Raw genomic sequence first — 18,804 nt, 5'->3', positions numbered from 1 at the left:
AACAAAGTTAAATGTCAGATCGAGGCGTTTTATTCGGGCCTTAATTAGGTTACAATTAAAACAATCTGATTCAGAATTAATCATGACTGACAAACAGAACAGGTTTCATTAAGGGAGCTAATGATTTGGCAAAGGAACCCAGTGGGCGGCAACAACGCTCGTCATTACAACAATCAACCAACGCGACGAATAGTCAAGAAAGTTTAGTACGAGGCTCCGTCTGGATCACAGCGGGGAGTATTTTCTCGCGAATTCTAGGGGCCGTTTATATTATCTTGTGGTTGCCAATGATCGGCGACGCACAGACCGGCAACCTGGCCAACGCCTTGTTTAGCAAGGGGTACAATATTTATAGCATCTTCTTGCTGATTTCGACGGCGGGAATTCCGGGCGCGATTGCTAAGCAAGTTGCACACTACAATACTTTAAATGAGTATCGTGTCAGCCAGCGTTTGTTTAAAACCGGCGTGAAATTGATGGTGATCTTGGGTGTGGTTTCGGCGGCGATCATGTTTTTCGCCGCACCACTCTATGCGCAATCGGCCGCCGAAATTCCCGTCTATCGTTCGTTAAGTGTCGCCGTTTTGATCATTCCTTTTTTGAGCATTTTGCGGGGCTACTTCCAAGGTTTTAATCAAATGGCGCCTTCTGCCATTTCCCAGTTTGTTGAACAATTAGCGCGGATCATTTATTTATTGGGTGCGACTTATTTGATCATGGAAGTTCGTCATGGTCAGTACACACAAGCCGTGGTTCAATCGACTTTTGCCGCGTTCATCGGTGCGATTTTCGGGATTTTGGCGTTGGGTTGGTTTTATTGGCGTCAACGTCATCAATTCAGTCAATTGCTCAGAGATTCTAACGACGATCTGCATGTGTCGACCCGCGATTTGGTCAAGGATATCGCACAACAATCGCTGCCATTTATCCTGCTGGGTTCAGGCATTGCGATTTTTCAATTGATCGACCAATATTCATTCAACCAGATCATGAGCCAATTCGTCATCGCTAGTCAAAAGCAACTCGATATTTTCTTCGCGATTTTCAACTTCAACGCCAATAAATTGATCATGATCGTGATTTCGTTTGCGTCAGCGATGGCGGTGGCGGCGATTCCGTTATTATCGGCCGCTCATGCACGCAACGATCAAAAAGACATGTCGCGACAGATTGCCAATATTTTACAATTGTTCCTGATCATCATGTTGCCCGCTTCGTTTGGTGTCGCCGCAGTTGCCGCGCCACTTTATACCGTGTTTTATGGCTACGACAGCTTAGGCATTCACGTTTTGCAGGTGAGTGCGTTTATGGCGATTTTCCTCGGCTTATTCACCGTGTTGGCGGCAATCTTGCAGGGACTCTACCAGAATCGCGCGGCCATGATTTACTTAGTGATCGGCATCGCGGTCAAACTTCTCTTGCAATATCCACTGATCGCCATTTTCAAAATTTACGGCCCTTTATTGTCGACTGCATTCGGCATGCTAGTCACGAGCGCACTGATGATCAATTCGTTGTATGAGTTGTATCACTTCAAGTTGGAACAAACGGCGCGGCGGATGTTGGCAATTTTAACCTTCTCGATCATCATGTTTATCGTCACATTAGCGGTGGTAAACTTATTCGGATTATTCTTGCCACTAGAACGGAAAATAATTTCTGCAGTTGTCTTATTCATCGCCGTGGCGATCGGAGGCGGCGTTTACGCATTCTTAATTCTGCGGACACGCTTAGCCGATCGAATCCTCGGCGCAAAAATTGGTGGCTTACGCCGGAGGTTACACATACGATGAGATTAGATCGTTTATTGAGTGAAATGGGATTCGGCTCGCGCCGTGAAGTCAAAGTGTTCATCAAAAAAGGCCAGGTGCGCATCAACGATGTGGTCAGTAAAGACATCGGCAAAAATGTACAGACCGCCGATACGGTGACCGTTGATGGTGAACCGGTGAATTATTCGGAGTTTCAATATTATCTATTGAATAAACCGGCCGATTATTTATCCGCCACAGAAGACAAGCATGGCCAATTAACGGTAATGGATCTTTTGGACGATAATTTGCCTCACTATCAAGATTTGGCGCCGGTTGGCCGCTTGGATCAAGATACCACCGGCTTGTTGCTGATCACCAACGATGGTCAATTGGCGCATCATTTATTGCAACCGAAGTTTCATGTGGCGAAAACATATGAGGCGCTGGTTGATGGCGTCGTTGCCGATGAACTAGTCGAAATTTTTGCGGCGGGGATCAAGTTGAGTGATTTCACGACGCAGCCTGCAAAACTCGAAATCGTCGAACGCGACGACGAAAAAAAGCAATCGCGAGTTTTGGTCACGATTGCGGAAGGTAAATATCACCAAGTGAAGCGGATGCTGGGGGTCTTTGATCATAATGTCATCGATTTACAACGGGTGAAGTTTGGCCCGTTACGCTTGGATGAGGATCTCGGCGAAGGCGAGTTCCGGCCGCTGACCGACGCGGAAATCGCGGCATTGAAAGCAGTGTAAACTAATAAAAGCGTCTGTTCACCGGATTGATCGGTGAGCGGGCGCTATTTTTGTGGCGGATTGTAAATTATGACCTGAGTTTTGAAGGCTTTGTTTGCGTGCGGTAGGATTTAGTTTGGTTCCGTCAGAACGCTGCAGAAAAATGTTGCGCCTCGCTGTGGAGATTGCGGTTAAAATTCCTAGCTGATTCTTGAAGGCTTTGTTTGCGTGCGGTAGGATTTAGTTTAGTTCCGTCAGAACGCTCCAGAAAATAGTTGCGCCTCGCTGTGGGGATGACTTCAAGCCTTTTGAAGCCCACAAAAGTCTTGAAGATCACCCTTGTTCTAGCGGGACTTGGGTTTTGTGGAGAACTGAATTAGCAATCAACATATCTGAGAGCATTTAATAAATTATCTGGTCCCGCAAGAACAATTTCACTGCAAGTCGCAACTTTTTTCTTCCGCGTTCTGACTCATCTCGGCAGTTTTATAGTGGTGACTTCAACCAACGTCTAGTCCTGTGCGACTGGTTTGTACCGCAACCGTTTTTCGTGGAAGACGAAAGGCGGACTTGATTATCATTCAGACTTTTTAGAAGAACTATTCAGAGTAAAGGCAACAATGTCAATCAAGCTTGAGGAACCTTGTTATTCAGATCCTAGCCTAAACGAAATAAGTTTAGGCAGAAGTTGCGTAAGAAAATAGTGGGATTGCAGTGGTATTTCTGTTAATGAGCGGTTTTGGCGAATTTACTGAAAGGGAAAATGTGAGATCCGACGGTTTTCCGGAGCTCACATTTTAGGCGGAAAACTTTTGGCGCTCTTCCAAAAGCTTGGAGCCGTCCCCACAGCAACCTCCCACTATTTTCTGGAGCAACTTCTGCCGAAGGTAGATAATTTTTTTCATCTTTAGAAGATAATTTCTTCTGTGCATTACTTCAGACTATATTTCGCCATCAACACCGGTAATTCGAGGATCAATTGCGAGGGGAGCGCCACATATTGTGTTTCTGCTAATACTTGGCCAGCTAAACCATGCAAATAAACCGCGGTGACTGTTGCGTCAACCGGCTGCTTAAATTGTGCAACCAAAGCGGCGATGATCCCGGTCAGCGTGTCACCCATACCACCAGTTGCCATGGCCGGACTGCCGCTGGTGTTTTCATAAATTTGGCCATCTGCATAAGTTTGTGTGTGGTGTTGCTTCAAGACTAAAATTGTCGATTCAGGAAATTTGGCAGCGAGAACTTCCTGATTTTTTGCCGGCGTTTGTTCCGCAATATTGAGGCCAGAAAGCCGGTGCCATTCTTCTTGATGCGGCGTTAAAATCAGTTGTGCGTCTGACTGGATTTTTTTCTCCGGCGTTTGGGATAAAAGTGTGAGTGCAGAACCGTCTAAAATGAGCGTCTGAGCGTTTATAACTTGGCTCAGCGTCAATGTCAGTAATTCCTGGGCCTGGTTGTCTAAACCCAAACCAGGGCCGATGACGATGACATTAGCACCATCGATCAACTGCGTAACTAATTTCTGGTCGGTCCAATCCGCAAACATGATTTCGGGATGCTGGGCGTGTAGCGCCGTTCGATTGACCAGGTCGGAAATGAGCGTGATCAATCCAGCACCGGCATAAAGTGCGGCGCTGGCACTCATGATTCCGGCGCCACCATAGGTGTGGCTGCCGGCGATGACCACGACGCGACCGTAATTGCCTTTGTGACTTTCAGCGGGCCGCGGTGTAATCACTTTTTTCAAAATTTGTTCGGTAACGGGAATCATTTGATCAGCTCCAATTTGTGGATCAGTTAACTTGATTTTAGCACGAAAAATCATTAAATTGACAAATAAAAACCAGCGAGATCAAACATCGCTAAATAGCTTAAGATTATTTGGCAGAATTAATTTTCTCGGCGACCGCAACTTGCTTCTTGGCGAGGACACCGCAAGAACCCAAGACGATAAAATTTTTAACTCCGAATGCGGTCAACTCTTCGAAATTTTCGACGACTGCCGGAGCACCGATTGTCGCTAAGAAGACGCCGAATTTACCCGTTCAGTTTCAAATTCATAAATGGGGTGAACCTGTCTTAATGTAAAGGCAACCTTGATAATCAATTTCCGAAACCTTGTTATTTAAATCATACTCTACACTAAATTAAGTTTAGGCCGAAAGTGCTGGGGCAGGCAGTCGTGGCAGTGACAACCATGTTGGCGGGCCGTTTTTGCCCGCCTTACATGGTGGATCGTATTTGAGATTTTGCCGCTTTTGCAAAAGCTCAAATCGAAGCTCGGAGCTTTTCCCGCACTTGGAAAAGCGGAGAGCGGTCCCACAAGCCAACGTACTGCCTGCCCCAGCACTTTCGACCGCAGGTAGATCAGGTTTTCCACACACTGAAACGTGTTCCAAGCAACTGAAATTAATGTCTAAGCACCAACAACTTGAAATCCAAGTGCATGATTTTAAGTTATTGGCGGCTTAGCCAATAATTTCAACCGTTGCTTTCCACACTCTACTTGCCGAATCAATTCAAATTCGTTAAACTAAATCTAATTGTTTTTTCTTGGAGGGGATTTTTTGACACCAAAATTAATCGCGCTTGATTTAGATGGGACGACCTTGAATTCAGAGGGAAAAATCTCGCCGCTGACTCGTAATGTCTTAACGAAGGCGCGGGCGGCTGGTCATGAGGTTGTGATCGCCACTGGTCGTCCGGATAGTATTAGTGAATCGATTTATGATGAGTTGGGATTAACGACGCCTCTAATCAACTTTAATGGCGCGTTAGTTCATGTGCCTCATCAGCAGTGGCAATTTGAATATGCGCGCACGCTGGCGACAACCACGGTCTTGCAATTATTAACGTTGCGCGATCAATTTCCGATCAAGGTGATGGTCGCCGAAGGTAAGCAGTTATTGCTGGCAGATCGGCCTTATACGAACATTCCGTTTTTACCAGACATGCCGAAACCCGAACGCTTATTAAGCGCGCAGACTTTGTCGCAGGCGCCTATTTCGGTGACGATGTTTACACCAGAAATCAACGCGCCAGCCTTGCGTTTAGCGATTCAAGCACAGAAATTCCCAGTCAGCGTTCAGAGCTGGGGTTCGTGGAGTGGCGAGAATGCGGCGCTCGAAGTGGTCAGTGCCAACATTAATAAAGCGGTCGCGTTGGATTTTGTCGCGCAAAAGTTGCACTTCACTGCGGATAATGTGATCGCATTTGGCGATGATGATAACGACATCGAAATGTTAAACTATGCGGGATTAGGCGTCGCCATGAAAAACGCCAACCCGGTAATTTTGCAGCATGTTCACCAACAAACGCCGTTGACCAATGCGGAAGATGGGGTCGCGCACTTCTTGGAATCCTACTTGCAACTTTAAGCGTTATAATAAGCAGTGATAGAAAAAAGAGGCGAGTAGGATGACATTGTTGACCACAATAATGATTTTATTCGGAGCGGGAATTCTAAGTGGTCTTTTGTCTGCAATTGCGGGATTAGCGTCGCTGGTTTCTTATCCAGTTTTGTTAATGCTTGGTTTACCAGCAGTCAGCGCGAATACGACGAACACCGCGGCACTGATCTTTACGGGTGCGGGCTCGAGTTTGTCTTCGCTTAAGGAATTGCGCGCGCACAAACAGACTACTTGGCACGTCGTTGTGTTTGCCTTGATCGGCGCGGTCATCGGTAGTTTTATTTTAGTGATCGCACCCAGCACGGTTTTTGCAAAAGTTGTGCCGTTTCTGGTTGCGGGTTCCGGCGGATTAATGATCTGGTCGGAATTCAGACGCCCACAGCCGACAAAACAAACCGCCACTAATCATTCGGCGGGTAACTTATTCAAAAACATCACGATTTTATTGGTCGGGATCTATATCGGCTATTTCGGTGCCTCGTCGGGGATGATTTTGCTGGCAATTTTGACGGTGACGCTCAATCAATCGTTCTTAGTGTCCAATGCGATCAAAAACTTCACGTGTTTTCTTGCCAACGCATTGTCACTGGTAATCTATGCATTCACGACTAAGATTTACTGGTGGATGGTGGTGCCGATGGGATTGGGCATGTTCATCGGCGGCTACTTGGGCGCATTTGTGATCCGGTTCTTACCATTGCGCCCGCTGCGAGTTGGCATTGCATTTTTGGCATTCGGATTGGCGGCATATCTCGGGTACACCGCGTATTTTTAAAATTGGGTGACATTTGCTAGCGGATATTTTTCAAAAAGATGCAGATAAGACTTGGCATTTCGCGAAAATCTGATAAAATGAATAGTGTTGTTGCCGCTGTGGCGGAATTGGCAGACGCGCAGCGTTCAGGTCGCTGTATTCGCAAGGATGTACAGGTTCGACTCCTGCCAGCGGCATATAAGCAGTATAACAACATTGAAAAACTGACAAACATTGAATAATGTTTGCCAGTTTTTTTGTGCTGAAAAAACTAGAGCAAATCGAATTTTAAAATATTATAAAAAATGAATTCATAAATAATTAAAGTTAACGTTTCACAGTGTATATTTATGTATACTATAAGAAAATTTGCATTTACGAAAAGTAAGTGATATAGTTTTACTTACGTTGTTATTAATAAGACCTAAGGAGAGCTAACAATTATGAAACGAACAATCACAAAAGTTATACTTGGTGCCTTGGCCATCATTATGATCGGATTTTCTGTCGTGGGAGTTAAAACTTTGGCCGATAATTATTGGTCGGGTCACGCAGACATCGTCGCGATCAACGCTGCATTGGATAAACTAGATGATCAATTACAAACGAAGAATACGGCACTGACCGCTGCGAAAACTCAGTTGACGAGCACGCAGGCCGAATTAACTAGTGAGCAACAAGAATTGGCGGCTAACAAGCAAGAATTAGCGAAAGCGCAACAAGCTTTAACCGATTTACAGAACAAATATAATGCAGACACGCAGAACTTGCAGCAACAAGTAGCAAGTAAAACTGCCGAAGTGAATGCGAAGACGGTTGAGATCCAACAGAAAATTGTCGAGATCAATCAAAAAATTACGGATGGCAATACAGCCGTTGCAAATAAGCAAGCCGAATTAGACAAGGCTAATCAAACCATCGCCAGTTTGAATCAGACGGTCACAAAATTACAGGCTGATTTAACGGCAGAGCGTAACAGCAAATCTGGCCAGCTGACCACGGAGCAACGCGATCTTTTGCAAGCTTCTCAAGATGTTAGTCAAACGCGCGCAAAGGCGGAGAGTATCGTCGCAGCAAACGCGGATAAATAATTTACGTGTATGGTTCTAATGCGAGATCGAATAAATAGCGCAACTTTTTTTCAGTTTGAGTGATCAAACGAGAAAAAAGTGTTGCGCTTTTTTGTTATTTTGCTACAATTAAAGAGTTGAAGTGATTCGACGCTTTAATTGCGGGTGTAGTTTAGTGGTAAAACGTTAGCTTCCCAAGCTGGAGTCGCGAGTCCGATTCTCGTCACCCGCTTCAGTCAAGAACCTTGGTAAATCAAGATTCTATTTTTTTGTCGTAAATTCTGAGTGTCAATCAATCGCATTAAATATCATGCAACTCTAAACACTTTTCTAACAATATCACATGGATTCAAAAGCACTTGACCTTCACGAAGTGCTCACATTTCAGCTCAAGAAGATCACAACGCTTAAATTACGCAAATGATGATTTGATTTTCGATTGTCAGAACAACTAGATGGCGGCTATTTCCTTCTTGAGTCACGGTGGCAAGAAATCGCCCGACTTATTCGTGAAAAATGGGTATAAATTGCATTGTACAACGAAATCAAAAAAATCCTTCAGGAAGCCAATTAGAGGCGACCCGGAGGATTTTTGTATTCACTTATTTTAAGCTGATCGTTTGAGTTGAAACCTGTGCCACTTGATCAGCTTGGACAATCAGACCAATATCTTTCAAACTTTGGTCTGCGGTCAATTTCTGATTGTAGTCAACAGGAGTCAGCGTCACGGTTTTATTTTTCACGGAAAAATTACAGTTCCAATGATCTTTGACTGTGACAGTCTGTTTGAAGACGAGTTTGATCTGCCAACCACTGGCCGTCTTCTTAGCAGTATTATTATAAGCCACGCCGAGTTGCGTCTGAGTGGCATCATTGGTCTGCCAAGATTTAACTTGAGTTACCGTCAATCCTTGATTCGTCGCGCTCGTATTCGATGTGCTCGATTTGGTCGTTTCTTGGCTGTCTGTGACATTCTGGCTCTTGCTTGAATCAGTAGCTGCATTCTGTGAGGAAGTATCACTAGCATCCTTTGCGAGCCGTTTAAGATACCAATTGCCAGCAGGGGTCAGGTCGGCAGAAGTGAATCCACTTGTTTTAGTCACGGTCGATTTGATCATCGCAGAAGATTCGTCCTTGTTCGAGAAACTCCACATGGTGTAACTGAGGTGATGCTGGTCGAAATAATTGAGCCATTGATCACCTGAGTTTAAATCGATCTTGCCAGTTCCAGACGCTTCAGAAACCCCGAACTCACTGACGAAGACCGGCAATTTGGCATCGAGAGCGGTTTGTAGTTTTGCCCGCAAGGTCGCGCCATGAGTTGCTGCGTAGAAATGGAAGGCGTACATGACGTTCTTGAACTGGCTGAGTGGACTTTTGGCGGCGGCATCCACATCTTGGGACCAAGTTGGCGTGCCAACGATGATCACCGCGTTAGAATATTTGCGGATCGCCGGAATCACCGCCGTGGCATACTGCTTGATCTGTGCCCAGGTGGTGTTACCGTTAGGCTCGTTGCAAATTTCGAAAATCACGTTGTTTTCGTGACGTGTCGATATGGCAATTGAATCCGCTGAACACGTTGGAAAAATTCGGTCAGTGATGGCCAATTATTGACGGGTTCGCGTAATTATGGTCGCTTTGGATTCGGATCATCGTTGTTTTTTCAAGGATCATTTTATTTTAATTACAACTTAAGGACTTTGACGGTGTGCACAAAGTTCTCCCCCCAAGAGTTGTAATACAGCACACAAAAATAGCATCGACCATTATTGGTCGGTGCTATTTTTATACATGCGTTAACCGTAATAGTAGGTCAAATCACTTGCGGGCGTTGGATAAGCCATGATTTGTTGACTGAGTTGTTCTTGAGTGGTGTGCTGATTAATCAAGGCGGTTAAGTCATTGATCAATTCCTCGGCGATACTGGCGTAAACCACCGCACCAACTAACAGGTTGGATATTTGATCGATGATCGTGGTGACCCGTGCCGTTGGTTCCTTGATGCGATTGAATGTGTACCATTTCGAAACGTCTTGTGCGACGATCCGATATTGATCCGCATGTTCTTTAGCAAAATCAAGCTTAACACCGACCTGAGCAATTTGTGGGCTCGCGTAAACCACTTGGGGAATTGTTGGGTAGGTGATCGGTGCAACCTTGTCGTTCAGAATGGCTTGGGCAACATAACGGCCTTCGAAACTAGCGACGGGTGTGAGCTTCGGTTGCTTTTTCAGGAGCACGTCACCCACACCATAGATTCTTTCATTCGTCGTTTGCAAATGATTGTTGACGACTAAGCCTTTATCTTCAACCGAAACTTTAGCGGCTGCCAAGTTTAAAGTAGCTAGTTGAGGTTGACGGCCCATTGCCACGAAAACGGCATCGACTTCCAGCATTTTTTGATTGGTCGTGAGTAGGAGACCGTCATCGGTTTCAGTGACGCCATCTAATTCGGTATCCCAATGGAAAGTCACGCCATTTGTGGTCATCGCCGCAGACAGGAGTTGGGTATAATCTTCGGGGAAGTCGCGCAAGATGTGCTGATTATGTTGCAGGAGATGAACTTCCGCGCCACTGCTAGCGGCAATGTTTGCCAATTCAATGGCAACATAGCCACCCCCGACAAAAGCGATACGTTCGGGCAATTCCGATAAGTTTAGAAAGTCGGTGCTGGTTTGTAAATATTCGTGACCGGGTATGTTAGGAACTACCGGTGCTTGTCCGGTGGCAAGGATGAAATGATCGGCTTGATAAATGGTTTCATTAATTTTCAATTGGTTTTCAGAAATAAAGTGGGGACGACCATGCACAGTCGCAATATTTGCCGCCTTTAAACCACTTAATGTATCCGCAGGGACATGGTCAGTGTAGGCACGCTTGAAAGCCATCAGTTCCGGCCAATCGATCGCAGGCAGGCCGTTAAGTCCCGAGCCTTGCAAATTGCGGGCGCGGTCACGTACTTCAACCGCAGAATAAAGCATCTTTTTTGGATCGCAACCGCGATTAGGACACGTTCCACCCCACAAGTCGTTTTCGATCACTAGGACTTTTTGGGTTGTGGCTAATGGATAAGCCGCTGCTGAACCGCCGGGTCCGGCGCCGATAATGATCGTATCAAATGTTTGAATATCTTGAGCCATGTCAGTTCCTCCATTTTTATAAACGCTTTGTTTTCATTATAGATCATTGATTGCCACAGGAAAAATAATGAGATTGTCGAAAATATCGTCGCTCAGCCATCGCATATTGCTATCTTCAACTTTTTCAATTGGTTACACTAAAGATAACGGCTTACCTAAATTGAAGAGGAGTGATCAAATGCCTTGGGATCTGAAAGATTATCCAAATTCCATGAAGAATTTATCAAAACTAGAACGAAAAAAAGCCATCGACATTGCCAACGCCTTATTAGCGGAGGGCTATGAGGATGACCGGGCGATTCCGATTGCCATGAGTCAAGCAGAAAAGTGGATCGCAAATGCGAGTGTCGCCGAAAAATCCGACTTTGGTAAAGAGGTGGCGCCCACGAAGCATGATCGCCACGAAAGCAAAGGAAACCCAGAGCTGATCGCGGCGGATGAACTGGTAAAATACGAAGATGGCCAATGGATCGTGATCGCCAAAGGTGCTAAACAAGCGAGTGACACTTTTGAACGTAAAACGGATGCAGTAAAGCGAGCACGCGAAGTCGCCCAAAATAAAGGATCCAAGTTAAAAGTGTACGGCCAAGATGGAACCCTGCAAAAAGAAAGCACACCAAGAACATAAGACAAGTTGTGAGTGGCGACGCCTTTGAAATGATTGACTAAGGCAGCCCAAACCAAAATCCTGGTTCTGGATTTCGGCTTGGGCAACTTAGACACATCATTTCAGTCGCCACGAACACAATTCAAGTTGTGAGAGACCATGGTTTGAAAATGAGCAGTCATTTAAAACCCACTCCTATTCGATACCCAAAATCAGACGGATCTCGTCTTCTGTGAGGCTACCTTTGTTTTCGGTGCCGTCCAAAATCTGATCGACGAAATTACGTTTCTTTTCTTGAAGTTGATAGATCTGTTCTTCGATCGTTCCTTTAGTGATCAAGCGCAGAACGTCGACCTTTTTTGTTTGCCCAATACGGTGAGCACGGGCAGTGGCTTGATCTTCAACGGCCGGATTCCACCAGAGATCCACTAAGATCACGAGGTCCGCGCCAGTTAAATTCAAGCCAGTACCACCGGCCTTCAAGGAAATGAGGAAGATATTTTTCTCACCAGCGTTAAAGGCATCGACCATTTGTAAACGGTCCTTAGGTTTCGTGCTGCCATTGAGGACGTAGCAATCGAGATCTTGTGCCTTCAATTCGCCTTCGATAATGTCGAGCATGCTGGTGAATTGCGAGAAAATCAAGATGTGCCGTTCATTGGCTAAGGCTTGCTGCAAAATTTCGTTGAGCAGGTTAAGTTTGCCGGAATCGCCGTGATAATCGTCGAGATATAATGCGGGTGTGTTGCAAATTTGGCGCAAGCGGGTCAAACCGGCGAGAATGGCCAGTTTGTTTTTAACGAAGCTGTTACTGGTCATGCCTTTGACTTTCACTTGCATCTGTTTCAGTTGCGCCAAGTAAACGGTCTTCTGTTCGGTCGTCATTTCGTTTTGCAGGTTCGTTTCCACCAAGGCGGGGAGTTCTGTCATCACGGCGGATTTCTCGCGTCTGAGAATGAACGGTTTCACACGAATGGCGATTTCCGCCGGCGTTAATTGGCCGAACGCTTTTTTGCTAGGAAGCAAGCCAGGCATTACGAGTGCAAAAATCGCCCATAATTCTTCGACGCGGTTTTCGATCGGTGTCCCTGACAACGCAAATGTATTTTTCGGTTCGAGTTTGCGCAAGCTTTGATTCGTTTTGGTACTGGCATTCTTAATGTATTGCGCTTCATCGAGAACCAAATAATCGAGCGTGCGTTGCTGATAGTCTTCGATATCTAAGCGGGCACTATTGTAACTCGTGATCAAAACGTCGGCTTTGCTCGTCTTGATCAAGTCTCGGCGGTGTTCTTTACTGCCATCGACGACTTCAACCGTGATATTAGGCGTGAACTTTTTAAATTCGGCCTGCCAATTATAAATCAGCGACGCGGGTGAAACAATCAAATCGAGTTGTTGCGCATCCAAATGATTATTCAGGAAAGAAATCATTTGTAGCGTCTTACCCAAACCCATTTCATCAGCTAAAATCCCGCCGAATTTATAAGTGTCCAACATTTCTAACCAACGAACGCCTAATTCTTGGTAAGGACGCAATTTGGCGTTGACGGGTCGTTGTTTTTTGATCGGGAATTCTTCGGGGTGAGTTAAATTCTGAATCAATTGCTGGAAGGTTTCGTCGAACTTCGCATCTTTGCCTAAGGATGCTTGTAACGCGAAGGCTTGAGAAGCGTGCACCCTGACTTGACCATGATCGATTTTGCCATGGGCTTGCCGGCGAATTTTCGTTAAAGCGGCGGAAACTTTCTTGAGTTTGTCATCGATGACAATGATCGAACCATCATCACGCTGAATAAAAGGCTTCTGTGAATCCAGTTGTGCTAAAACGTGATCGACTTCAGACTCGTCGATTCCGGCAAACGAAAAGTTGATTGCCAACAAACCATCGGCGGTAGAAACAGCGACTTCCGGTTCCAAGTCATCCGAATCCTGTAATAAATCTTGTAGCTCGGGCGACAGCGAGACGACGCCATTTTCACGCAAGTTGGGCAGCTCGGCCACAAAGAAGTGGTACAGATCTGCACCGCGCGAGAAATCCTTGGTCCAGCGTTGACCGTCTTGGTTAAATTGCAGGCTGTGCAAGTAATCGTGGGCTTGTTTTTCCATGGCGAAATCTCGCGTGAGGTTGGCATCTTCGTCGACGGTTTCAGCGGCGGAATGATAACTTAGGGTGAGTTCGAGTGCGTTTTGATCGCGATCTAAGTCGAAATGGGGGATCAGTGGATTACTGATCAATTCTGTGGGCACTTCAATTTCGCCAATTTGCTTGAAAAAGGCAATGAAATTAGTTAATTCTGATTCGGCACCCAGTGCAAAATGAATGGCGTTATTTTTAAGACGCGATTGGCTATCGATTACGCGGCTATAACTTTCATCGATGCGATTGATGATGTTGAGTTGGTTGCTGGTCGCCGTGAAGAACGTGGCCTGGCTAATAAAAGTCAGGTAGGCTTCCAGATAATCATCGAAGTTTCGTTGAAGTGTTAAGTCATAACCATCCTCGACTTTATTAAGTTGCGCCGTTAAGAGACCGTCTTCGGCTTCAAGCGGCTTGATATCGATCTGATCATAACTGACCGAGCTTTCGGATTCGCTGGGTTGAAATTGAAAGTTGGGTAAAGTTGACATGAGTTTTAAAGTCTCGACGAAATTAACGATCGGAATTAAAAAATATTTGGCGGAAGGCTGACTATCGCCGATCACTTGATCGCAGGCACGAGAGTTGTTCAACGCCATCAAGAATTGTTGCTCGCTAGGTGAGAAAACGGTCGGTGTTAATTTGAATTGGCGCTTACCGCCGGTTTGATAGCTGTCATTGTGGGCGTAGTCTTCTAAAAAGGCGCGAATATTATTGATGACGTAGAATTTTTGATCTGCCGCACTGGCGACTCGTAGTTTAATCGCGAGCCGAGTTTCTTCGGGGTTCATCCAGTCTTCGCGAATTTTCAGCGGCATCAAGGTCACTTCTAAGTTGAGCGCAGTCGGCAGGGCGTCTGATAAGGGTTTGAAATAAGTGTGTTGTGGTAATTGTAGATCCGTGAGAAATGTTTGCCCACTTTGATCGACAGGTTGCACATTGAAGTGAGCGAAAGTCGACGAGCGTGTTTCAGCGCCCGGTGTGTTTGCCTGCTCAGCTAATGCCTGACTGTTTTGAGGGGCAAAGTAGTCGTCCCAAGTTGTGGGGTCCGCGCGTAATTGATCGTAGAGATGTTTATCGAGGTAAACGTCTCGGGCGATTTCCGGATGAGTTGCCAATAAAGTTTCGAATCGTTTCGAGAGCTGCAAATAATTTTTAGGAAAATTATTCTTAAATTCGAGATCGTCGCTATTTTGATCAAACAAATTTTCGACCGGACGTTTTTGCGATTTCAATAATTTAACGACGGCCGCGATATGTTTACAATAATGGTGATCTGGGAAAAAAGGGCAGGTACACTGATCAAGATCCGGTGTTGTGCCAACACGGACTTGATAAGCCTTGGTGCCAAAGACGGTCGCGTTGACGGTTTGAGCCACATTATCGAGGTATTCAATTTGCAGTTGTTCTAAATCCACGATCTGCTGACCGCGATTCCAAATTCTGACGGGCATAATGCGTCTATTCATACTTATAAAAACTCCCAAAAAATATTTTAATTTGCTGAAGTGGTTTGAGTCATAGCTGATACGTTGATTCTATTCTACAAGTTTATCAACGTGAATAGCAGTTTTTTAGCGAATCATTTGAGAAACTCAAGGTTTTACCCACTTACTTAAGCCGAACTCACGAAAAAAGAACCCATCAATTATTTTAGGCGCAAATAATTGATGGGTATTTTCAAACTTGGTCATCAAATTTAATTGTGATAATCACCTTTGATCACGAAATAAGAACCGCGGATGATGCCAGCCAATTTCGACTTCTGGTGGGCAAATTTGAATTTACCTTCCAACTCGGCAGGCACTTCCATGGCTTCCGACAATTTGAAACCCACGGCGCGTTTCTTCGGATCGTCCAAGGCATACATCACATTCAAAATTAAACCGTCTTGATAGATCACATAAGCATACTCGATGTTTTCAACTTGAAAATGCGACGTCTCCAACGGTTGGGCGGACAAAGTTAAATCGCGTTCGTTTTTGAGTAGGGTGTTGACGAATTGAACCACATCTTGGCTCTCACTAGCAGGAACAACGGTAAATTCATGCTTGTATTTATTCATGAAATAGCGTGCTTCGTTGGCGCGTAATCCAGCCAAGCTTGCGGCAACGGGTGAACTTTCCAAACCCTGTGTCGAAACGTTTTTGAAATCAACAACTAAGGACATAATAGGACTCCTCTTTTAAGTAAGATAGTACGAATAGTATATCTTAAATCGGGCAGTTGTTCGATTATTGATACTTGAATTCTAATAAATATTGGCAACTTGTGCTTGGGCGATTTCGTGCGCCAAGAATTCGTCGTAATCCATATCGGCACGATCGACCACGCCTTTAGGACCAACTTCAATAATATGATTGGCAATTGTCTGAATGAATTGGTGATCATGACTGGTGAAAATAATCGAGCCAGGGAAACCGATCAACGCATCGTTCAAGCTTTCAATACTTTCCAGATCCAAGTGGTTAGTGGGATCGTCGAGTTGTAGCACGTTGGCTTTACTCAACATTAACTTCGACAGATAGCTACGAACTTTTTCACCACCGGATAAAACGTTGACTTGTTTCAAGACTTCGTCGCCACTAAACAGCATTTGGCCCAAGAAGCCGCGCAGGAAAGTATTATCACTTTCTTCTTTACTTGCGTATTGACGTAACCAATCTAAAATACTTAAATCTGAATCGCCAAAAATTGGCGTTAAATCTTTTGGCATATAGGCAGAATTCACCGTCACACCCCACGTAATTGTCCCTGTGTCGGGTTTGATTTCGCCAGCAATGATTTGCATCAGTAAGCTGGTGGTGACGTCTGAACGCGAAATGAGGGCGGTTTTATCGCCGGGGGTCAAAGTGAAGCTGACATTATCGAGAACTTTTTGACCGTCGATCGTTTTGCTGACGTTTTCCACGCGTAATAAGTCTTTACCCAATTCGCGTTCTGGCGTGAACTTGATGAAAGGATACTTGCGTGAACTTGGCTTGATATCATCCAAGGTGATTTTTTCCAGTTGTTTCTTCCGCGAAGTGGCTTGCTTCGATTTAGAAGCGTTGGCCGAGAAACGCGCCACGAATTCTTGCAACTGTTTGATTTGTTCTTCTTTTTTAGAATTAGCTTGTGAGCGTAATTGTTGTGCCAATTCGGAACTCTGGATCCAGAAATCATAATTGCCGACGAATAATTGGATCGCGCCAAAGTCGACGTCACAAATATGCGTGCAAACTGCATTCAGAAAATGGCGGTCATGGCTGACGACTAAAACGGTATTTTCATAGTCAGCCAAGAAATTTTCTAGCCATTGGATCGTTTGTGGATCCAAACCGTTTGTGGGTTCATCGAGCAGTAAAACATCGGGCTTGCCAAATAATGCCTGTGCTAACAAAACTTTGATTTTGTCGCTTTCAGGCAATTCCTTCATCAAACTTTCGTGGCTAGCTTCTGGAATCCCTAATGATTGTAGGAGTTGACTGGCATCACTTTCGGCGCTCCAACCATCCATTTCGGCAAAGTCGCCTTCTAATTCGGCGGCTTTGATCCCATCGGCTTCCGAGAAATCAGCTTTGGCATAAAGGGCGTCTTTTTCGACCATGATCTTGTAGAGACTCTCGTGGCCTTGCAAGACGGTATTGATCACCGTTTGATTGTCGAAGGCGAAATGATCCTGCTTCAAGCTGCTCATGCGTTCGTTTTGACCCATGGAGACCGTTCCCGTTGTTGGGGTCAAGTTGCCTTCAAGAATCTTGAGAAAAGTGGACTTACCAGCGCCATTTGCCCCGATAATTCCGTAACAGTTTTCTGGTGTGAATTTGAGATTGACGTCATCGTAAAGCTTACGATCGCCGAAAACCATGGAGACATTATTAACAGTTAACAATTCTGTACCTCGCTTATGATTGATGTTGAAAATGAAACTTGTTCGTTTTTGAGACTATCACCCTATCTTAGCAGAAAATTACCGTTAGACCAAGGATATCTCGTTATTTGTCCGAAAATTGAGCGACTTCAGATCTAATTGAATCGTGGGCAAATAATTTGCCTTGAAAAATGCATGCTGTCAGTTCGGTGCAAAGCGTTATTGCTAGTTACAAGTAAATACACGATCCGAATAATCATGAGCTTTTTTGAGCGTCACATTTTGACCACCACTGGTCAAAACGTGACGCTCAAATTAAACCTATTTAGTATGCAAACGATTACTTTTTATATATACTTAATTCGAGAATAAGGGAAAGAGAGGTGATTAAGCCAAAGATTGGTTGACCAATATTTGATGTTTCAGCCAACTCACATCGATGAATAAAAACGAACCGATATTCGTCGCCAGCTACCATTTTTTATTCAGGCCATAACAATAGTTATGCATTTTAAATTTTGCGAGCCATACACTCGCACACAGATTTAAGGGGGAGCATATCATGAAAAAAGTTCTATTATTATCTGCATTTGTCTCAGCGTTGATTTTGGGAACGAGCGCAACTGCAGTTCACGCGGAAACGACAACGTCAACCACGACTGGTGATATTACTTTTACATTGCCAACAGATACGGTTGACCCTTGGAATCCTAATTTACCAGGTGAAGTGAATAAACCAGATCCAGAAAACCCAGCAACTGGCCTAGCCGGACCATTAACACTGGACACAGCGCCAATTTTATCTTTCGGAACTCACGAAATGGAAATGTCGGCGAAAACTTATACGGCAGTCAACTTGAATCCTTATCTACAAGTTTCTGATCGTCGCGGTGTTAGTAGTGACGGGCAGTCTCAAGGTTGGAATTTGAAAGTTGCGATCACTGATTTCAAAGATACTGGTAAGAAATTGAACGGTGCAACCATGTCATTGACCAAAGCCAGTGTGAAATCTCATTTGGCAGGTCAAGGTGCGGCACCAACTGCGAGCGACATTACTTCGTTAGATAGCACGGATCAGGCGACGACGATTTTTACCGCCGATAAGGGTCAAGGACTCGGTTCATGGTTGGAAGTTTATCCACGCAACGTGATTAGCTTAACTGTTCCGCAAGCTCGGTTAGGTGAATATTCTGCAACGTTAACTTGGACATTAAGTTCAGAACCACTGGCTTAAATCAATCTTAACAACAAGTCGGCACCGACAAATAATTGGACTCGACGTAACGTGTCAAGAATAACATGATCGATTTATCGGGGTTGCTCGTCGGCATCATTG

At 44.9% G+C, this 18,804-nt stretch carries 13 protein-coding genes, 2 tRNA genes and 1 pseudogene; 9 read left to right on the top strand and 7 right to left on the bottom strand.

The features are described from left to right. Positions 1-125 precede the first annotated feature (125 nt). Both EKM67_RS03005 and EKM67_RS03000 read left to right on the top strand, forming a co-directional pair. The gene (locus EKM67_RS03005) at positions 126-1,793 is read left to right on the top strand and encodes a putative polysaccharide biosynthesis protein (protein ID WP_125577158.1); all 1,668 of its coding nucleotides are present in this window, start codon (positions 126-128) and stop codon (positions 1,791-1,793) included. Further along, positions 1,790-2,509 carry a pseudouridine synthase gene (locus tag EKM67_RS03000; RefSeq protein WP_125577156.1) on the top strand — a complete coding sequence of 240 codons (720 nt, stop codon included), beginning with the start codon at positions 1,790-1,792 and terminating at the stop codon, positions 2,507-2,509. The genes EKM67_RS03005 and EKM67_RS03000 overlap by 4 nt, the downstream gene beginning before the upstream one ends. Before the next feature lie 910 nt (positions 2,510-3,419). Here EKM67_RS03000 and EKM67_RS02995 read toward each other — a convergent pair. Further along, the gene (locus EKM67_RS02995) at positions 3,420-4,262 is read right to left on the bottom strand and encodes an NAD(P)H-hydrate dehydratase (RefSeq protein ID WP_125577154.1); all 843 of its coding nucleotides are present in this window, start codon (positions 4,260-4,262) and stop codon (positions 3,420-3,422) included. Between the two features lie 154 nt (positions 4,263-4,416). Beyond that, positions 4,417-4,530 (bottom strand): annotated as a pseudogene (locus EKM67_RS10860) (nucleoside phosphorylase); the annotation flags it as partial. Positions 4,531-5,058: 528 nt separating this feature from the next. On the opposite strand from EKM67_RS10860, the gene EKM67_RS02985 reads away from it, so the two are divergent. From EKM67_RS02985 to EKM67_RS02965, 5 genes are all read left to right on the top strand, one after another. Continuing rightward, the gene (locus EKM67_RS02985; protein ID WP_125577152.1) at positions 5,059-5,868 is read left to right on the top strand and encodes a Cof-type HAD-IIB family hydrolase; all 810 of its coding nucleotides are present in this window, start codon (positions 5,059-5,061) and stop codon (positions 5,866-5,868) included. Positions 5,869-5,908: 40 nt separating this feature from the next. Continuing rightward, a complete protein-coding gene (locus tag EKM67_RS02980) occupies positions 5,909-6,676 on the top strand; it encodes a sulfite exporter TauE/SafE family protein (RefSeq protein WP_125577150.1) in 768 nt (255 codons plus the stop codon). A 92-nt stretch (positions 6,677-6,768) separates the two neighbouring features. Then, a tRNA-Leu gene (locus tag EKM67_RS02975) sits at positions 6,769-6,852 on the top strand. Positions 6,853-7,098: 246 nt separating this feature from the next. Then, positions 7,099-7,746 carry a hypothetical protein gene (locus EKM67_RS02970; RefSeq protein WP_125577148.1) on the top strand — a complete coding sequence of 216 codons (648 nt, stop codon included), beginning with the start codon at positions 7,099-7,101 and terminating at the stop codon, positions 7,744-7,746. A gap of 140 nt (positions 7,747-7,886) precedes the next feature. Then, positions 7,887-7,957: transfer RNA gene (locus EKM67_RS02965), tRNA-Gly, on the top strand. 370 nt (positions 7,958-8,327) lie between these two features. Here EKM67_RS02965 and EKM67_RS02960 read toward each other — a convergent pair. Together EKM67_RS02960 and EKM67_RS02955 are read right to left on the bottom strand one after the other, a co-directional pair. Beyond that, positions 8,328-9,260 (bottom strand): cellulase family glycosylhydrolase, encoded by a 933-nt coding sequence (locus EKM67_RS02960; protein ID WP_164506541.1) that lies wholly within the window; start codon positions 9,258-9,260, stop codon positions 8,328-8,330. 264 nt (positions 9,261-9,524) lie between these two features. Then, on the bottom strand, positions 9,525-10,868 hold the full coding sequence (locus EKM67_RS02955) for a dihydrolipoyl dehydrogenase family protein (RefSeq protein WP_125577144.1): 1,344 nt from the start codon (positions 10,866-10,868) through the stop codon (positions 9,525-9,527). A 178-nt stretch (positions 10,869-11,046) separates the two neighbouring features. Between EKM67_RS02955 and EKM67_RS02950 the strand changes: the two genes are divergently transcribed. Next, complete coding sequence (locus EKM67_RS02950) at positions 11,047-11,496, top strand: DUF2188 domain-containing protein (protein ID WP_125577142.1); 450 nt, start codon at positions 11,047-11,049, stop codon at positions 11,494-11,496. Positions 11,497-11,670: 174 nt separating this feature from the next. Here the strand turns inward: EKM67_RS02950 and EKM67_RS02945 are convergent, their stop codons facing one another. The 3 genes from EKM67_RS02945 to EKM67_RS02935 all read right to left on the bottom strand — a co-directional run bounded on the left by EKM67_RS02945 (position 11,671) and on the right by EKM67_RS02935 (position 17,489). Continuing rightward, positions 11,671-15,084, bottom strand: coding sequence for a DEAD/DEAH box helicase (locus tag EKM67_RS02945; RefSeq protein ID WP_225417293.1), 3,414 nt, complete (start codon positions 15,082-15,084; stop codon positions 11,671-11,673). A 230-nt stretch (positions 15,085-15,314) separates the two neighbouring features. After that, positions 15,315-15,785 carry a phage tail protein gene (locus EKM67_RS02940; RefSeq protein WP_125577140.1) on the bottom strand — a complete coding sequence of 157 codons (471 nt, stop codon included), beginning with the start codon at positions 15,783-15,785 and terminating at the stop codon, positions 15,315-15,317. Positions 15,786-15,866: 81 nt separating this feature from the next. Then, positions 15,867-17,489 (bottom strand): ABC-F family ATP-binding cassette domain-containing protein, encoded by a 1,623-nt coding sequence (locus EKM67_RS02935; RefSeq protein ID WP_164506540.1) that lies wholly within the window; start codon positions 17,487-17,489, stop codon positions 15,867-15,869. Positions 17,490-18,030: 541 nt separating this feature from the next. On the opposite strand from EKM67_RS02935, the gene EKM67_RS02930 reads away from it, so the two are divergent. Next, complete coding sequence (locus EKM67_RS02930) at positions 18,031-18,702, top strand: WxL domain-containing protein (protein WP_125577138.1); 672 nt, start codon at positions 18,031-18,033, stop codon at positions 18,700-18,702. Positions 18,703-18,804: the final 102 nt, after the last annotated feature.

The organism is Lapidilactobacillus mulanensis (assembly GCF_003946215.1).
Classification (GTDB): domain Bacteria; phylum Bacillota; class Bacilli; order Lactobacillales; family Lactobacillaceae; genus Lapidilactobacillus; species Lapidilactobacillus mulanensis.
The sequence above is the reverse complement of the archived record's forward strand: the minus strand, read 5'-3'. Positions and strand labels throughout refer to the sequence as shown.